The 16,960-nt window shown below is 72.2% G+C and carries 15 protein-coding genes; 6 read left to right on the top strand and 9 right to left on the bottom strand.

Annotation, left to right across the window (positions count from 1 at the left end):
- Positions 1–263: 263 nt before the first annotated feature.
- Positions 264–2,606: an MMPL family transporter gene (locus WN71_RS32105; protein WP_046588588.1), complete on the top strand. Its 2,343-nt coding sequence runs from the start codon at positions 264–266 to the stop codon at positions 2,604–2,606.
- A 63-nt stretch (positions 2,607–2,669) separates the two neighbouring features.
- Here the strand turns inward: WN71_RS32105 and WN71_RS41600 are convergent, their stop codons facing one another.
- Both WN71_RS41600 and ctaD read right to left on the bottom strand, forming a co-directional pair.
- Positions 2,670–3,251: a hypothetical protein gene (locus tag WN71_RS41600; RefSeq protein ID WP_052743113.1), complete on the bottom strand. Its 582-nt coding sequence runs from the start codon at positions 3,249–3,251 to the stop codon at positions 2,670–2,672.
- A 3-nt stretch (positions 3,252–3,254) separates the two neighbouring features.
- On the bottom strand, positions 3,255–4,946 hold the full coding sequence (ctaD, locus tag WN71_RS32095) for an aa3-type cytochrome oxidase subunit I (RefSeq protein WP_046588684.1): 1,692 nt from the start codon (positions 4,944–4,946) through the stop codon (positions 3,255–3,257).
- A gap of 362 nt (positions 4,947–5,308) precedes the next feature.
- On the opposite strand from ctaD, the gene WN71_RS32090 reads away from it, so the two are divergent.
- The 4 genes from WN71_RS32090 to WN71_RS32075 all read left to right on the top strand — a co-directional run bounded on the left by WN71_RS32090 (position 5,309) and on the right by WN71_RS32075 (position 8,018).
- Entirely contained in the window at positions 5,309–5,821 is a 513-nt protein-coding gene (locus WN71_RS32090; protein ID WP_046588586.1) for a YbaK/EbsC family protein, read from the top strand.
- Positions 5,818–6,663, top strand: a complete 846-nt coding sequence (locus WN71_RS32085) for a DMT family transporter (RefSeq protein ID WP_046588584.1) — start codon at positions 5,818–5,820, stop codon at positions 6,661–6,663. The genes WN71_RS32090 and WN71_RS32085 overlap by 4 nt, the downstream gene beginning before the upstream one ends.
- Positions 6,664–6,768: 105 nt before the next feature.
- Positions 6,769–7,659 carry an NAD(P)-dependent oxidoreductase gene (locus tag WN71_RS32080; RefSeq protein WP_046588582.1) on the top strand — a complete coding sequence of 297 codons (891 nt, stop codon included), beginning with the start codon at positions 6,769–6,771 and terminating at the stop codon, positions 7,657–7,659.
- An 83-nt stretch (positions 7,660–7,742) separates the two neighbouring features.
- Positions 7,743–8,018, top strand: coding sequence for a DUF1876 domain-containing protein (locus tag WN71_RS32075; protein WP_046588682.1), 276 nt, complete (start codon positions 7,743–7,745; stop codon positions 8,016–8,018).
- On the opposite strand, the gene WN71_RS32070 is transcribed toward WN71_RS32075, so the two are convergent.
- The 5 genes from WN71_RS32070 to WN71_RS32050 form a co-directional block, all read right to left on the bottom strand.
- Positions 8,008–9,180 carry a serine hydrolase domain-containing protein gene (locus WN71_RS32070; protein WP_046588580.1) on the bottom strand — a complete coding sequence of 391 codons (1,173 nt, stop codon included), beginning with the start codon at positions 9,178–9,180 and terminating at the stop codon, positions 8,008–8,010. The two genes, WN71_RS32075 and WN71_RS32070, sit on opposite strands and share 11 nt — an antisense overlap.
- A 74-nt stretch (positions 9,181–9,254) precedes the next feature.
- Positions 9,255–9,737, bottom strand: coding sequence for an organic hydroperoxide resistance protein (locus WN71_RS32065; RefSeq protein ID WP_046588578.1), 483 nt, complete (start codon positions 9,735–9,737; stop codon positions 9,255–9,257).
- Positions 9,738–9,973: 236 nt separating this feature from the next.
- Positions 9,974–10,741, bottom strand: coding sequence for an energy-coupling factor ABC transporter ATP-binding protein (locus tag WN71_RS32060; protein WP_046588576.1), 768 nt, complete (start codon positions 10,739–10,741; stop codon positions 9,974–9,976).
- Positions 10,729–11,490, bottom strand: coding sequence for a cobalt ECF transporter T component CbiQ (gene cbiQ / locus WN71_RS32055; protein ID WP_046588574.1), 762 nt, complete (start codon positions 11,488–11,490; stop codon positions 10,729–10,731). The genes WN71_RS32060 and cbiQ overlap by 13 nt, the downstream gene beginning before the upstream one ends.
- Entirely contained in the window at positions 11,490–12,542 is a 1,053-nt protein-coding gene (locus WN71_RS32050; protein ID WP_046588572.1) for an energy-coupling factor ABC transporter permease, read from the bottom strand. The genes cbiQ and WN71_RS32050 overlap by 1 nt, the downstream gene beginning before the upstream one ends.
- Positions 12,543–12,758: 216 nt before the next feature.
- On the opposite strand from WN71_RS32050, the gene WN71_RS32045 reads away from it, so the two are divergent.
- Entirely contained in the window at positions 12,759–13,118 is a 360-nt protein-coding gene (locus WN71_RS32045) for an SsgA family sporulation/cell division regulator (protein ID WP_046588570.1), read from the top strand.
- Positions 13,119–13,157: 39 nt separating this feature from the next.
- Here WN71_RS32045 and WN71_RS32040 read toward each other — a convergent pair whose 3' ends face one another.
- Together WN71_RS32040 and WN71_RS32035 are read right to left on the bottom strand one after the other, a co-directional pair.
- On the bottom strand, positions 13,158–14,780 hold the full coding sequence (locus tag WN71_RS32040) for a penicillin-binding transpeptidase domain-containing protein (RefSeq protein WP_046588680.1): 1,623 nt from the start codon (positions 14,778–14,780) through the stop codon (positions 13,158–13,160).
- Positions 14,781–15,103: 323 nt separating this feature from the next.
- Complete coding sequence (locus WN71_RS32035; RefSeq protein ID WP_046588567.1) at positions 15,104–16,843, bottom strand: dolichyl-phosphate-mannose--protein mannosyltransferase; 1,740 nt, start codon at positions 16,841–16,843, stop codon at positions 15,104–15,106.
- Between the last annotated feature and the right edge of the window lie 117 nt (positions 16,844–16,960).

The raw sequence follows: 16,960 nt of genomic DNA, 5'->3' as shown, positions 1-16,960 counted from the left end.
CCCGTCGGGCCCCACCCGACATGGCGCCACCTGTCAGGTCCCACCTGACACGGCACCACCGGTCAGGTCCCACCTGACACGGCACCACCGGTCAGGCCCCACCCCACCTGACACGTCATCCCCCCACCTCGAACACCCCCACCAGCACCCCCCCACCCGAACAAACCCTCCCCAGCAAGCCCTCCACCTGACGTAACCGCTCACGTCGTCGGGCTGATCACCCCTGCCCTCTCAATCCACGACCTGACCGGGAGTACGCCCTCGTGGCCACATTCCTCTACAAAGCCGGCCGGTTCGCCTTCCGGCGACGGCACTTCGTCGCCCTCATATGGGTGGCGCTCCTGACCCTCGCGGGCGTCGGCGCCGCCTCGGCGCCGGCCGCCGGCTCCACCTCCTTCTCCGTCCCGGGCACCGAGGCGCAGAAGGCGTTCGACCTGCTCGAACAGCGCTTCCCCGGCATGAGTGCCGACGGCGCCACCGCGCGCGTGGTCTTCAAGGCGCCCAAGGGCGAGAAGATCACCGACGCCCTCAACAAGGCGAGCGTCGAGAAGACCGTCAAGGAGCTCGGCAAGGGCTCGGAGGTCTCCTCCGTCGCCGATCCGTACCAGGCGAAGGCCGTCAGCAAGGACGGCACGATCGCGTACGCCTCCGTGAGCTACAAGGTCTCCAGCATGGAGCTGGCGGACTCCTCGCGGGACGCGCTGAAGGCGGCGGCGGGGCACGCGCGGGACGCCGGGCTGACGGTCGAGACCGGCGGCGACGCGCTGAGCACCACCCCCGAGACCGGCGCGAGCGAAGTGATCGGCATCGCGATCGCCGCGGTCGTCCTCGTCATCACCTTCGGCTCGCTGATCGCGGCGGGGCTGCCGCTGCTGACCGCGCTGATCGGCGTGGGCATCGGCGTGTCCACCATCACCGCCCTGGCCAGCGCCCTCGACCTGGGCTCCACCACGTCGACGCTGGCCACGATGATCGGCCTCGCGGTCGGGATCGACTACGCCCTGTTCATCGTCTCCCGCTACCGGGGCGAGCTGGCCGAGGGCCGGGAGCGCGAGGACGCGGCCGGCCGGGCCGTCGGCACGGCCGGTTCGGCGGTGGTCTTCGCGGGCCTGACCGTCGTGATCGCGCTGGTCGGACTGTCCGTGGTCGACATCCCGATGCTGACGAAGATGGGCGTCGCGGCGGCGGGCACGGTCGCCGTGGCCGTGCTGATCGCCCTCACCCTGATCCCCGCGCTCCTCGGCTACGCCGGGCGCACCGTCAAGCCGGCCGGCGAGCGCAGCAAGCTGCTGGGCGGCGCCCGCGCGGCCCGCAAGGCGAAGGCGGCCACCGCCGGCTCCGCGCCGTCCGCGACCTCCGCGTCATCCGCGGCCTCCGCCTCATCCGCGACCTCCGCGTCATCCGCCGGCTCCGCGCCGTCCGGCACCCCCGCGCCCGCGGGGCGCAAGCCGAACATGGGCACCCGCTGGGCGAGCTTCGTCGTACGGCGTCCGATCGCCGTCCTCGTGCTGGCCGTGGTCGGTCTCGGCGCGGCGGCGATCCCCGCGACCTCCCTCGAACTGGGTCTCGGCGACGACGGCTCGCAGCCCACGTCCACGACCCAGCGGCGCGCGTACGACCTGCTGTCGGAGGGCTTCGGGGCGGGCTTCAACGGCCCCCTGACCGTGGTGGTCGACACCAAGGCGAGCGACGACCCGAAGGGTGCGGTCGGCAAGGTCACCGACGACATCAAGGGCCTCGAGGACGTCGTGACGGTCACTCCGGCGACGTACAACAAGGCGGGCGACACGGCGATCGTGACGGTCGTCCCGAAGTCCAAGCCGTCCTCCGCCTCCACCGAGGACCTGGTGCAGTCCATCCGTGACAAGGGCACGGAGATCACCACGGACACGGACGCGAAGGTCCTGGTCACCGGCAGTACGGCGATGAACATCGACGTGAGCCAGAAGCTGAACGACGCGCTGCTGCCGTATCTGATCCTGGTCGTCGGCCTCGCGTTCCTGCTGCTGATCGTGGTGTTCCGGTCGATCCTCGTCCCGCTGAAGGCGGCGCTGGGCTTCCTGCTCAGCGTGACGGCGGCGCTCGGCGCGGTGGTCGCGGTCTTCCAGTGGGGCTGGCTGGCCGGCCTGCTGGGCGTCGAGCAGACCGGGCCGGTCATGTCGATGATGCCGATCTTCATGGTCGGCGTGGTCTTCGGCCTGGCGATGGACTACGAGGTGTTCCTCGTGACGCGGATGCGGGAGGCGTACGTCCACGGGGAGAAGCCCGCCCAGGCGGTCGTGACCGGCTTCCGGCACGGCGCCCGGGTGGTCACCGCCGCGGCCGTGATCATGATGGCCGTCTTCTCCGGGTTCATCGGGTCCAGCGAGTCGATGATCAAGATGATCGGCTTCGGGCTCGCTATCGCGGTCTTCTTCGACGCGTTCATCGTGCGGATGGCGATCGTGCCGGCCGTGCTCGCGCTGCTCGGCAAGCGGGCCTGGTGGCTGCCGAAGTGGCTGGACCGCGTCCTGCCCAACGTCGACGTGGAGGGCGAGGGCCTGCGCACCGCCGACGACGACGGCCGCGGCCGCGACGAGGACGACCGGGAGCTCGTGCGCGCCTGACCGCGGCACGGAGGAACAGAACCGCTGAGGAGCTGAGGGCAGTCCGTGGGGAACGGACTGCCCTCAGCAGTCGGGCGGCCCACCCCGGACCGCCCTCCCGGGTCGGGCGGCCCACCCACCCCGGACCGCGTACGCGTACGCCACCGCCCCCGCGACGGACAGCCCGACGATCCCGGCGGGAGCCTCGGCGACCGGCACCCGGTCGATGCCCCCGTCCCGGTCCGCGGCCAGGGCGAGGGCCGCGGTGGCCGCCGCGGCGAGCAGGCCGCACACGAGGAGCAGCGCGACGGCGGCCCGTCCCCGCCCGGGTCCGGCCGGGGACGGGACGGTGTCCAGTTCGGCCCAGTCACGGGCGGTCTGGCGCGCCTCGCGCCGGTGCCGTACGGCCGCGGTGCCCCGGAGGGCGGCCGTGAGGACGACCCCGGTACCGCCCGCCGCGGCGGGCACCCACCAGGCCCCGGCCACGAGGAGCAGCAGGGTGACCACCCCGGTCGTGGCCCAGCCGCTCAGACAGGCCGCCGCGGCGATACGGCGGGAGTCGGGGCGGTCGGCGCCGGCCCGCAGGTCGGCGAGGGCCGGCAGGTACCAGACGCAGCCGGACACGGTCAGGGCGGCGGTGCCCAGGGCGACGACGGGCTGGACCACGGCCTAGTGCTCCAGCTCGAACGCGGCGATCTCGGGGTGGTGCAGGTCGAACGCCGGCGACTCGCTGCGGATGCGGGGCAGGCTGGTGAAGTTGTGCCGGGGCGGCGGGCAGGAGGTCGCCCACTCCAGGGAGCGGCCGTAGCCCCACGGGTCGTCCACCTCGACCGGTCGGCCGTACCTGGCGGTCTTCCACACGTTGTAGAAGAACGGCAGGATCGACAGGCCCAGGACGAACGAGCCGATCGTCGAGACCGTGTTCAGGGCGGTGAAGCCGTCGGCCGCCAGGTAGTCGGCGTAGCGGCGCGGCATGCCCTCCGCGCCCAGCCAGTGCTGAACCAGGAAGGTCGTGTGGAAACCGACCGTGAGCGTCCAGAACGTGATCTTGCCGAGCCGTTCGTCGAGCATCTTGCCGGTGAACTTGGGCCACCAGAAGTGGAAGCCGGCGAACATCGCGTACACGACCGTGCCGAAGACGGTGTAGTGGAAGTGCGCCACGACGAAGTACGAGTCGGAGACGTGGAAGTCCAGCGGGGGCGCCGCCAGGATCACCCCGGTCAGGCCGCCGAAGACGAAGGTGATGAGGAAGCCGGTGGTCCACAGCATCGGCGTCTCGAAGGACAGCGAGCCCTTCCACATGGTGCCGATCCAGTTGAAGAACTTCACCCCGGTCGGCACGGCGATGAGGAAGGTCATGAAGGAGAAGAACGGCAGCAGCACACCGCCGGTGACGTACATGTGGTGCGCCCACACGGTCACGGACAGACCGGCGATCGAGATGGTCGCCGCGACCAGGCCCATGTAGCCGAACATCGGCTTGCGGGAGAAGACGGGAACGACCTCGGAGACGATCCCGAAGAACGGCAGCGCCAGGATGTAGACCTCGGGATGCCCGAAGAACCAGAACAGGTGCTGCCACAGGAGTGCTCCGCCGTTGGCGGCGTCGAAGACATGGCTGCCGAACTTCCGGTCGCACTCCAGGGCGAACAGCGCCGCCGCCAGGACCGGGAACACGATCAGGATCAGTACGGCCGTCAGCAGCACGTTCCAGACGAAGATCGGCATCCGGAACATGGTCATGCCGGGCGCGCGCATGCAGATGATCGTGGTGATGAAGTTGACCGCGCCCGCGATCGAGCCGAAGCCCGACAGGGCCACGCCCATGATCCACAGATCCGCGCCCAGGCCGGGCGAGTGCACGGCGTCGGAGAGCGGCGCGTACAGGAACCACCCGAAGTCGGCGGCGCCGCCCGGGGTGAGGAAGCCGAACGCGGCGATCGAGGAGCCGAACAGGAACAGCCAGTAGGCCAGCATGTTCAGCCGGGGGAAGGCCACGTCGGGGGCGCCGATCTGGAGCGGCATGATCCAGTTGGCGAAGCCGGTGAACAGGGGCATCGCGAACATCAGCAGCATGATCGAGCCATGCATGGTGAACGCCTGGTTGAACTGCTCGTTCGACATGATCTGAAGGCCCGGCCGGGCGAGTTCCGCGCGCATCAGCAGCGCCATCACGCCGCCGATCAGGAAGAACGCGAAGGCCGTGACCAGGTACAGGGTGCCGATCTTCTTGTGGTCGGTGGTCGTCAGCCACTCCGTCCAGGCGGGACGCCTCGACGCACCGCCGCCCCGCACCGCTCCGGCGGGTGCGGCGTCGGTGGCCCGGAGCGCCTCGGCGGCTGCGGCGTCGGTGGCCCGCACCGCCCCGGCGGGTGCCTCGCCGGCGACTCGCACCGCCTTCGCGGGTGCCTCGCCGGCGGCCCGGACCGCGGCGCCCGGCCGTACGGTCTCCGCCTGTTGTGTCTGTGCCTCGTCCACCTGATCCGGTCCTCCCCGGGTGCCTGTCAAAGACCGGGAAGAGCCGTGGTTGGGGACCGCAGACCGGCTCCTCCCGGTCGCCGCCCCATGATCACCGCAGGTGCACGGGGGCCCGATAGGGTCCAACGGCCCCTGCCGCACCGGGGCGCAGGGCCCAAGGTCCCGACTTTCCCCCGGCGGCACCGAGCCCCCCGGCAGGGGGAACTCGCTCGCTTGCCTCGTACACGCACCGCTAGCGTGCCCCCATGACGACGACGCCTCCGGAGCCCTCGGCATCCTCCGCTCACCCCCGCTTCGCGGCCGCCCTCCAGGAGATGGGGCTCGGCGATCTGACCGCCCGCGTCCGCAGCTTCCCGGACGCCACCCGCACCGCCGCCGAGGCGGCCGCCGCGATCGGCTGCGAGCTGAGCCAGATCTGCAAGTCGCTGATCTTCGCCGCCGACGGAACCCCCGTGCTGGTCCTGATGGACGGCGCCTCCCGGGTCGACCTCGACCTCGTGCGCCAGGAACTCGGCGCCGAGAAGGTCACCCGCGCCAAGGCCGACGTCGTACGCGACACGACCGGGTACGCCATCGGCGGCGTGCCGCCCTTCGGGCACCGCACGCGCACCCGGGTGCTCGCCGACCGGTCGCTGCTGGAGCACGACGTGGTGTGGGCCGCCGCCGGCACCCCCTACAGCGTCTTCCCGATGGAACCCAAGGACCTGATCGCGCACGCCGGAGCGGCCCTCGTCGACGTCCGCGAGCGGACCTCGTGACCCCTGCCGTCACGGCGGCCGTGCTGCTCGCCGCGATCACGCACGCGAGCTGGAACGCCATCGCGCACCGCATCACCGACAAGCTCGTCGGGTTCGCCCTCATCGCGGGCGGCGGGCTGCTGATCGGGCTCGCGCTGGCGCCGTTCGCGGCGGCGCCGGCGGCGCGCGCGTGGCCGTACCTGATCGGCTCCGCGCTCATCCACGTCGCGTACTACCTGCTGCTGATGAAGTCCTTCCGGCTCGGCGACTTCGGGCAGGCGTACCCCATCGCGCGCGGGACCGCGCCGCTGGTGGTGACGGTGCTCGCCGCGGTCTTCGCGCACGAGGTGCCGGACGGCTGGGCGGCGGCGGGCGTCGCGGTCTCCTGCGCCGGGCTCACCGGTGTCGCCCTGTGGGGGATGCGCGGGCGCAGGCCCGACTTCCGGGCCGTCGGGGCCGCGCTGGCGACCGGCCTGTCCATCGCCGCGTACACCGTCGTGGACGGCCTGGGCGTACGCGCCTCCGGGTCCTCGCTCGGCTACATCGCCTGGCTGATGGTGGTGTCGGGGCTGTTCGTGCCGGCGTACGCCGCCGTCCGCTGGGGCCGGGGGACCGCCGCCGTCGTACGGCCGTACGTCGGCCTCGGCCTGCTCGGCTCCGCGCTCTCCGTGCTCGCGTACGGGCTCGTGCTGTGGGCGCAGACCCGGGCCGAGCTCGCGCCCGTCGCGGCGCTGCGGGAGTCCTCGATCATCGTCGGCGCGGCCATCGGAGCGGTGCTCTTCAAGGAGCGGTTCGGGGCGCCCCGCATGGCCGCCGCCGGACTGCTCGTGGTCGGGATCGGGTTGATGCTGCACGCCGGGTGACGGACGGGGAAGCTGACATCGGGACGCCTCGAACGCCAACCCTTCGCCTCCCAGGACGTCCGCCCCTCAGGAAGTTCGCCTCTCAGGAAGTCAGGGAAACTCCTCATGACCGACAAGCTCACCGTCGCCGTCCTCGGCACCGGCATCATGGGCGCCGCGATGGCCCGCAACATCGCCCGCGCCGGGCACACCGTCCACGTGTGGAACCGTTCGCGCGTCAAGGCCGAACCGCTGGCCGCGGACGGCGCGCGCGTCGCCGACACGCCCGCCGAGGCCGTCCGGGGCGCCGACGTCGTGGTGACCATGCTGTACGACGGCGCCTCCGCCCTGGACGCCCTGAAGCAGGCGGAGTCCGCGCTGCGCCCGGGGCTGGTGTGGGCGCAGTGCACGACGGCGGGCGTCGACTCGGTCCCGGAGCTCGCCGCCCACGCGGCCGCACACGGCCTGGTCTTCTACGACGCCCCCGTGCTCGGCACCCGCCAGCCCGCCGAGTCGGGGCAGCTGACCGTGCTGGCGGCCGGGCCGGTCGAGGGCCGGGAGGCGGTGACGCCGGTGTTCGACGCGGTCGGCGCGAAGACCCTGTGGACCGGTGAGGACGGCGCGTCCGCGGCGGCCACCCGGCTGAAGCTGGTCGCCAACAGCTGGGTCCTGGCGGCCACCGCCGCGGCCGGGGAGGCGCTGGCCCTCGCGAAGGCGCTCGACGTCGACCCGCGGCACTTCTTCGGCCTCATCGAGGGCGGCCCGCTCGACATGGGCTATCTGCGTGCCAAGTCCGCGCTCGTCCTGGAGGACCGGCTCACGCCGCCGAGCTTCGCCGTGACCACGGCGGGGAAGGACGCGCGGCTGATCGTCGGGGCGGGCGAGCGGCACGGGGTGCGCCTCGACGTCGCCGCCGCGGCCGCGGCGCGCTTCGAACGCGCCGCCGCGCAGGGCCACGGCGACGAGGACATGGCCGCGGCCTACTTCGCGAGCTTCGACGAGAAGCCGGGCCACTGACGCGACGGTGGCCGCGCGGCCCTCGGTGGCCCGGCGGGCCGTCCCGGCGCACCCTGGAAGCATCGGTTCCGGAGGTGATCGTCATGATGCACACCGCTGTGGGATGGCACGTCGAGATGGAGTTCCAGGAGGACGACCAGCACACGAGGGCGGCCGCGATGGTACGGCTGCCCGACGGCACGGAGGTACGGTCGCACGGCCAGGCCAGCCGGCATCACACCGACTCCAACCAGCCCCGGGTCGGGGAGGAGATCGCCGGGGCGCGGGCGTTGAACGACCTGGCGATGCAGTTGCTCGGCAAGGCGCACGAGGAGATCGACACGGACTCCGGGAGGATGTCCCACCCGATCAACGTGTGAGCGGCTCCAGCGCCTTCCGTACGGCGGCCACCAGCGCCTGCGCCCGCGGGTCCGCGGTCACGCCGGTGCGGAAGCCGTTGGTGACGTAGCCGAACGCGATGCCCGCCTCCGGATCGGCGAAGGCCAGCGCGCCACCCCGGCCGGGGTGGCCGAAGGAGGCGGGGGACAGCAGCGGCGACGCGCCGCCGTGCAGCATCCAGCCGGGTCCGAACCGGGTGTTCACCACGAGCACGCGGTCGGGCCCGGCGGACCGTTCGGCGGCCGCGAGGCGCAGGGTGTCCGGTGCGAACAGGCGCGCACCGCCGTCGACCTCGCCGATCAGCGAGGCGTACACGCGGGCGAGGCCGTCGGCGGTGGCGATGCCGTTGGAGGCGGGCAGGACGGCGGCGCGGTAGGCCGGGTCGTTCTCGTCGGGCAGCGGGGTGATCGCAGCGAAGGCGCGCCGGGTCAGCGACCCGGGGTCGGCGTACGCGTCCGCGACGGACCGCTTCGCGCGCATCCGCAGGCCGCCCGGCGCCACCGGCGCGTCGATCTGCCCCACCCGCCCGACGCGCGCCGCCCGGTCGCCGGGCAGGCCGACCCACACGTCCGCGGCGGCCGGGGCGGCGATCTCCTCGGCGACGAACGCGCCGAGGGAGCGGCCGGTGACCCGGCGCACCAGCTCACCGGTGAGCCAGCTGTACGTCTGTGCGTGGTAGCCGTGCTGCGTGCCCGGCTCCCAGACGGGTGTCTGCGCCGCCACGGCCTCGGCGCCGAGCACGGGGTCGGCGGCCTCGGCGGGGGTCAGCGGGCGGTCCAGGACGGGGACGCCGGCGCGGTGCGCGAGCAGGTGCCACACGCGGGTGTGCTCCTTGCCCGCCGCCTTGTACTCGGGCCAGTAGGCGCCCACCGGGGCGTCGAGGTCGAGCTGTCCGCGCTGGTGGAGGAGGAGCAGCGCGGCGGCGGCGACGCCCTTGGTGGCGGAGCGCACGATCTGGGCGGTGTCCCGCTGCCAGGGGGCGGTGCCGTCGACGTCCTTGGTGCCGCCCCACAGGTCGACGACGCGGTGCCCGTCCCGGTAGACGGCGACGGCCGCGCCGCGGTCCCCGAGCGCCTCGAAGTTGCGCGCGAACGCGTCCTTGACCGGCTCGAAGCCCTCGGCGACTGTGCCGTTCACGTCCACGCCCGTACTTCCCTTCGGCTCACCTTCGACCGTGGGTGCAACACCCGTTCCGAGCCTGGGATTCCTGTGTGTCGTCAGCCGAGCAGGATCGTTACGTCGATGTTGCCTCGAGTGGCGTTCGAGTACGGGCACACCTCGTGGGCGGCGTCCACCAGCTTGGCCGCGACCTCCTTGTCCAGCACCGGCAGTGAGACGCTGAGGGCGACCGCGAGGCCGTAGCCGCGCTGCTTGTTGGGGCCGATGCCGACCTTCGCGGCGACCGTGGAACCGGTGAGGTCGTAGCCGGCCCGGTTGCCGACGAGGATCAGCGCGTTGTGGAAGCAGGAGCTGTAGCCCGCCGCGAACAGCTGCTCCGGGTTGGTGCCGTTGCCGTCGCCGCCCAGCGCCGGGGGCATCGCGACCCGCAGTCCGATCTGGCCGTCCTGACTGGTGACATGTCCGTTGCGGCCGCCGTGGGCGGTGGCCTCGGCGACGTACATGATCTTCGTGGGACGGGTGTCGGCAGCGGCGGTGTCGGCAGCGGTGGTGTCGGAGTCGACGGCGGCGCCTTCGCTCACGGCGGGACCTCCCCCAGGGGCGTCGGTGTGTGGTGGTGGGCGGCACGGGAGCGCCCGGGAACATCGTGCACAAGGTACCGACCGGTATGGCGGGGGCGGAACGTGGGGGCGGGTAAAAAGCCGAGGTGGAGGCGCGTAGATCGACGCAGAGCGCGCGCAATGGTGATCGATCCGGCGTGGGCGGCACGCCTGCCCCGTGCGCCGCGCGCCCCCTCAATGCCTCCGCGCCGGGTTCGTCACGCGCTCGTCGTCACGGACCGCGGGTCGAACCCGAAGGGCAGTTCCAGGCGATGGGCGCGCATGAGGACGTCGTCGGAGAGGAGTTCACCGGTCGGGCCGTCCGCGGCGATCACGCCGTCGCTGAGGATCAGCGAGCGCGGGCACAGCTCCAGGGCGTACGGCAGGTCGTGCGTGACCATCAGGACCGTCACGTCCAAGGAGCGCAGGATGTCGGCGAGTTCGCGGCGGGAGGCCGGGTCGAGGTTGGAGGACGGCTCGTCCAGGACGAGGATCTCCGGCTCCATCGCGAGGACGGTCGCGACCGCCACCCGGCGGCGCTGCCCGAAGGAGAGGTGGTGCGGCGGCCGGTCCGCGAAGTCCGCCATGCCCACCTGCTCCAGCGCGCCGCGCACGCGCGCCTCGAGCTCCGCGCCCTTGATCCCGGCGGCCGCGGGCCCGAACGCGACGTCCTCGCGGACCGTCGGCATGAACAACTGGTCGTCCGGGTCCTGGAAGACGATGCCGACCTTCCGCCGGATCTCGGCCATGTGGCGGCGGCCGACCGGCAGTCCGGCCACGGTGACGCTTCCGGCGCCGGCGGTCAGGATGCCGTTGAGGTGCAGCACGAGCGTGGTCTTGCCGGCCCCGTTGGGGCCGAGCAGCGCGACGCGCTCGCCGCGCCCGATGCGGAAGTCGACGCCGAACAGCGCCTGGTGGCCGTCGGGGTAGGCGAAGGCCAGCCCGGACACGTCGAGAGAGGGGGTTTCAGCGGTCACAGGGCCCATCCCAGCAGGCAGACGACGAGAGCGGTCAAGGGGAGGGCGAGAGCGTACGACCACTGCGCCCGGGAGGCGGTCACCTCGTCGATGACCGGCATGGAACCGGCGTAGCCGCGGCTCACCATGGCGAGGTGGACGCGTTCGCCGCGCTCGTAGGAGCGGATGAACAGGGCGCCCGCCGACTTGGCGAGCACCCCCCAGTGGCGCACGCCGCGCGCCTCGAAGCCGCGTGACTCCCGCGCGATGCGCATGCGGCGCATCTCGTCGGTGATGACGTCGCCGTAGCGGATCATGAAGGACGCGATCTGCACGAGCAGCGGGGGCAGCCTCAGCCGCTGGAGCCCGAGGAGCAGTTCGCGCAGTTCGGTGGTGGCGGCGAGCAGGACCGAGGCGGCGACGCCGAGGGTGCCCTTGGCGAGCACGTTCCAGGCGCCCCACAGGCCGTTGACGCTCAGCGAGAGACCGAGGACGTCGACGCGCTCGCCCCGCGCCACGAACGGCATCAGCACCGCGAAGGCGACGAACGGCACCTCGATCAGCAGCCGCTTGAGCAGGAATCCGGCCGGCACGCGCGCGTACCGCGCGACGAGCGCCAGCAGGACGGCGTAGACGGCGAACGCCCACACCGCCTCGCGCGGGGTCGACACGACGACCACCACGAACGCGAACACAGCCGCCAGCTTGGTGTGCGGCGGCAGCGCGTGCACGGGGGAGTGCGCGTGCCGGTAGAGCCGGTGGGCGTGCCCCGCCCCCATCAGACGGCCTGCGAGGAGACGGCGGAGGAGCCGGACTGCGCGTGACGGCGCCTGCGTACGACCCAGAAGACGCCGCTGCCGGCGACGGCGGTGACGCCGACGCCGATCACGCCCGCGACACCGCCGGAGAGCCGGGCGTCGGCGATGTCCTTGACGCCGTAGCCGGCCAGCGGGGAGCCGTCGCTCGCGTGCCGCTGGGCCTTCTTGTCGATGCCCTGGTCGTGGGCGACCTTCTCCAGGCCGTCGGGGCTCGCGGAGGCGTAGAAGCTGACGAACCCGGCGAGCACGACCGAGGTCACCAGGCCGGAGATCCACAGCGTGCGCCGCGAGGTGCGCGCCGCGGGCACGGGGCGCGCGCCGGGCGCGTCCACGAGCTCGCCGCCGACCCGCAGCTTCAGGCGCTGGTGCAGGCCGCGCGCGCCGTGCACCAGATCGGGCCGTACGGCGATGACGGCGCCGACGGTCAGCGCGGTGATCGCCGCCTCGCCGAGGCCGATGAGGACGTGTACGCCGATCATCGCGGTGGCGACCTGGGAGATCGGGACGTCGGTGGTGCCGCCGACGGCGTAGATGACGGTGAAGGTGACCGCGGCGGCCGGGACGGAGACGAGGGCGGCGAGGAAGGACGCGACGGTGACCGAGCGCCGGGTCCGCGGCAGCACCGTGACCAGGACGCGGAAGACGACGTACGCCACCACCGTCGTCGTGATCGCCATGTCGCTGATGTTGACGCCGAGCGCGGTCAGGCCGCCGTCCGCGAACAGCACGCCCTGCATCAGCAGGACGACCGACACGCACAGGACACCGGTGTAGGGGCCGACCAGGATCGCGGCGAGCGCGCCGCCCAGGAGGTGGCCGCTGGTGCCCGCGGCCACGGGGAAGTTGAGCATCTGCACCGCGAAGATGAACGCCGCCACGAGGCCGGCCAGCGGTGCCGTCCGCTCGTCGAGCTCACGGCGCGCGCCGCGCAGGCTCACGGCGATGGCACCCGCGGCGAGGACTCCGGTCACGGCGGAGGTCGGGGCGTCGATGAATCCGTCAGGTACGTGCACCCGTCGATGATAGTGGCTTGTTGCGAACTACTTGCAAGAGCGAGTTTCTCGTGTGTGGTGCACGCGCTGACGGAAAGTCGCCCCGGCGGGGGCGCGGAGTGACGGACGTCTCGAAGATGTGTGCGGTTCAAGAGGCGGGGAGCGGGAAATATGGGACATTGGAGAGAAGCGGATGCACAGCTTTCGCATAGGTCACGCGGCGTAAGGGGCAGTCGAATGTCCGTAGTCGAGCAGTACGCGCGAGTCCACATCACCACCGACACCGACCTCGACGCCCCGGAGGACGACGCGGCCGTCCCCGTCGTCCTGCGCTACGACCCCGAGACGGACCCGCGTTCGGTGCGGGTGGGGCTGCCCGGCCCGCACGAATGGACGTTCTCGCGGACGCTGCTGGAGAACGGCCTGCGCGCTCCGGTCGGCCAGGGCGACGTGCGGGTGTGGCCGTGCGGCAGGGTGCAGGCCGTGGTGGAGTTCCACTCCGCCCAGGGCGTGTCGGTGGTGCAGTTCGAGTCCAAGGCGCTGCTGCGCTTCCTCCGGCGCACGTATCTCGCGTCCGCCCAGCCGGTCGCGCACTGAACGCCGGGCCCAACGGAGTTCACCTCCGTCGGCCCGGTCTCAGCTTCCGCTGCCCAGCTTCAGCAGCGCGGCCACGATGGGCCCGGCCGTGTCGCCGCCGTGGCCGCCGGCCTGCACGACGCCCGCCGCCGCCAGGTCACCCTTGTACGCCGTGAACCAGCCGTTGGGCTTCTTCTGCCCGTCGACCTCCGCGGAGCCGGTCTTCGCGCCGTAGTTCGGGCCGAGCCCGGACATCGCCTCGGCGGCCGTGCCGTACGCCGCCGTGTACTGCATCATCTCCCGCAGCTGCGAGAGCGTGGACGCCGACAGCGTGCGCGAGGCGGTGGCCAGGGTCCGGTGGTCGACGGTCGGGGAGACCAGGTAGGGCTGGTGGAAGGTGCCCGCGTCGACCGTCGAGGCGATCGAGGCCATGTTCAGCGGGTTCATCCGGACGCCGCCCTGCCCGATGAGCGAGGCGGCCATCTGCGCCGCCGACTGCACCGGCACCGAACCGTCCATCGACGGCACGCCGATGGCCCAGTTGTCCATGCTCAGCCCGAACACCTGCTGGGCCTGGTGGGTGAGGTCGGCGTTCTCCAGCTTCGGGGCCTGGCTGATGAAGGCGGTGTTGCAGGAGCGCGCGAAGCTCGCCTTGAGCGTGCCGCCCTTGATCTCGAAGTCGTCGTCGTTGTGGAAGGTCCAGCCGCCGTACTTGAACGTCTTCGGGCACGGGTGCGGCTTGTCCGCCGAGGCCAGGCCCTTCTCGATCAGCAGTGACGACGTGACGATCTTCATCGTGGAGCCCGGGGCGAGGGAGCCCTGGAAGGCGGTGTTGAAGCCGTGCGAGGAGTTCGCCACGGCGAGGATCTCGCCGGTCGACGGACGCATCATCACCACCGACGCCCGCTCGCGCGTGGACACCTGACGCTCGGCCGCGGCCTGGAGGGTGGGGCTCAGCGTCGTGGTGACCTTGCCCGGAGTGCCCTTGCTCAGCTCCACCAGCGTCTTGTCGGAGAGCTTGGCCTTCTTCGACGCCGTGCCGCGCACCACGCGCAGCTCGACGCCCGCCGTGCCGCCGGCCTTCTTGCCGTACTTCTCGCGCAGCCCGTCCAGCACGGTGCCCAGCGAGGGGTACTTGGCGGCGGTCAGCTCGCCGCCGTCACGGTCGTAGGCGCGGATGGGCGGGGTGCCGGACTCGCCGGTGACCAGGGTGTCGCCGTCCTTGAGGTCCGGGTGGACCACGGAGGCGTGCCAGACGACCTGCGGCTTGCCGTCCTTCGCGTTGCGCACGACGGTCAGCGAGGTGTCGTAGGACATCGGCTTGCTGACGCCCTTGTAGACGACCGTGCACGTGACGGAGAAGGGGACCTTGTCGCCGCTGCGGGCGCCGGCCGTGAAGACGGCGTCCGTCATGTGGGCGTCCTTCACGTAACCGGTGAGCAGCTTCGCCGCGGCGGCGGGCTCGTCGGTGACGGCGGCGGCCTCGGTGAGCCTGCCCTGCTGCCAGTCCGTCAGGAAGGTCTGCGCGGCCTTGTGCACCTCGGCCGCGGACAGCGGGCCGGACCTGACGGTCTCGTGGCCGGCGGCCTGGTCGCGCTCGTCGGCCGCGGCGCCGCTGCCGTAGAGCGCGTACACGCCGATGCCGGCGCCGCACAGGACGGCCGTGGCCATGCCCGCGAGCATGGCGGGGCGCGGCCCCCGCCGTTCGACGACGCGCCTTCGCTTGCCCCTCTTGCCCACTGGTACCGACCCTCCGTGCGTTCCCCCCGGCGGCCACGGCCGCCCTCACCGTCCCAACGACGGCGACCACCCCGGAGTCCCGTTCCCGGGGGACGGCTCCGGCGTGATGTCGGCCACCCCCGTGCGGAGCGTGCGGCGGTGGACCGCCGTCCTCCGTTCCTCGGGGGATGGCCGCACTCTAGAGGGACGCACGCGTCACGCGCGCGGCGGGTGCCCGGATGGTGCCCGAAGTGTGACGGTGCGAAGGAGACGCCCGGCGCGCCCGGCTAGATCCAGGTGTCCAGCCACATGCGCGATCTCCACTGGTCGATGGGGATCGCGGTGCCCGTGTACAGGGGCCAGAAGTAGATGAAGTTCCAGGCGATCAGGAGCACCAGCACGCCCGAGGCCACCGCGCCGACGACGCGGCGGGTGTCGCCCGAGTCCGGCGGGCCGATGATCGCCCCGATCAGCATCGCCACCGCCAGGCACAGGAACGGCACGAAGACGATGGCGTAGAAGAGGAAGATCGTGCGCTGCTGGTACATGAACCACGGGAGGTAGCCCGCCGCGATGCCGCAGAGGATCGCGCCCGCCCGCCAGTCCCGGCGGAACGCCCAGCGCCACGCGATGTAGAGGATCGCGAAGCAGGCCGCCCACCACAGCAGGGGCGTGCCGAGCGCCAGGACCTCGCGCGCGCACTTCTGGCCCGCGTCGGAGGGGCAGCCCGCGGTGCCCGGGTCCGGCGACTCGTAGAAGTACGACACCGGGCGGCCGAGGACGAGCCAGCTCCACGGGTTCGACTGGTAGGTGTGCGGCGTGGTCAGGCCGACGTGGAACTTGTAGACCTCGTGCTCGTAGTGCCACAGGCTGCGCAGCCAGTCGGGCAGGAAGGTCCAGTGGCCGCCCTTGCCGTCGGTCGCGGCCCAGTTGCGGAAGTAGCCGCCGGTGCCGTCCGAGGGGGAGAGGATCCAGCCGATCCACGACATCAGGTACACCGCGATCGCGACCGGCACGGTGGCGAGGAAGGTGATGCCGGTGTCGTGCAGCAGCACCGCCGTGTACGGCCGCCGCGCACCCGCCACCCGGCGCGCCCCGACGTCCCACAGCAGGGCCAGCACGCAGAACGCGGCCAGGATGTAGAGGCCGTTCCACTTCGTGCCGATCGCGAGGCCGAGCAGGACGCCGGCCCCCCAGCGCCAGGGGCGCCAGCCGAGGCGGAGGGTCTCCGCGATGTGCTCGTCCGGGCGGACCCTGCCGTCGGGATCGGCCGGCAGCGCGGCGGCCAGCCGTTCGCGCGCCCGGTCGCGGTCGATCAGCAGGCACCCGAAGGCCCCCAGCACGAAGAACTCCAGTACCCCGTCCAGCAGCGAGGTACGGCTCATCACGAACGCCAGACCGTCCACCGCGAGCAGCGCGCCCGCGAGGCAGCCGAGGAACGTGGAGCGGAACAGGCGGCGGCCGATGCGGCACAGCATCAGCACCGACAGCGTGCCGAGCACGGCGGTCATGAACCGCCAGCCGAACGGGTTGAACCCGAACATCAGCTCGCCGAGGCCGATGACGTACTTGCCGACCGGCGGGTGCACCACGTACGCGGCGTCCGCCGGGATGGAGACATGGCCGTTCGCCTGGAGGATCAGGTCGTTGGCGTTCTTGTCCCAGTTGACCTCGAAGCCGCGGTGGACGAGCGCCCAGGCGTCCTTCGCGTAGTACGTCTCGTCGAATATCACCGCCTTGGGGCTGCCCAGGTTCCAGAACCGCATCAGGCCCGCCATGAGGGTGACCAGGAGCGGACCGCCCCATCCGGACCAGCGCCCGATCCGGTCGGTGAGGGTCCGTGGCAAGCCGATGACCTGCCACATCCGTGCGCTGGGCTGCGCGTACGGCGGGACGAGCCGTTCCCGTACCTCGCTCTTGGGCGGCGCCGTGTAGCCGAATCGGCGCAGCCGCTGCTGCCACGACGGTTGCTCGTCGTGCGGTGCCTGCCCCTGCCGGGTGTCCGTGGAGGACGCGGTACTGGTCACCGCGCCATCGTAGGGAACCCTTCTGTGTGAGTCCCGTGCAAGTGCCGTACCGGTATCAGTGCGTTGCCAACTGATGCTTGGGACCGGAGTGTCGGGTGGGGCGCGGGGGCGGGCGGT

Origin of the sequence: Streptomyces mangrovisoli (assembly GCF_000974985.2) — a bacterium.
GTDB lineage: Bacteria > Actinomycetota > Actinomycetes > Streptomycetales > Streptomycetaceae > Streptomyces > Streptomyces mangrovisoli.
The sequence above is the reverse complement of the archived record's forward strand: the minus strand, read 5'-3'. Positions and strand labels throughout refer to the sequence as shown.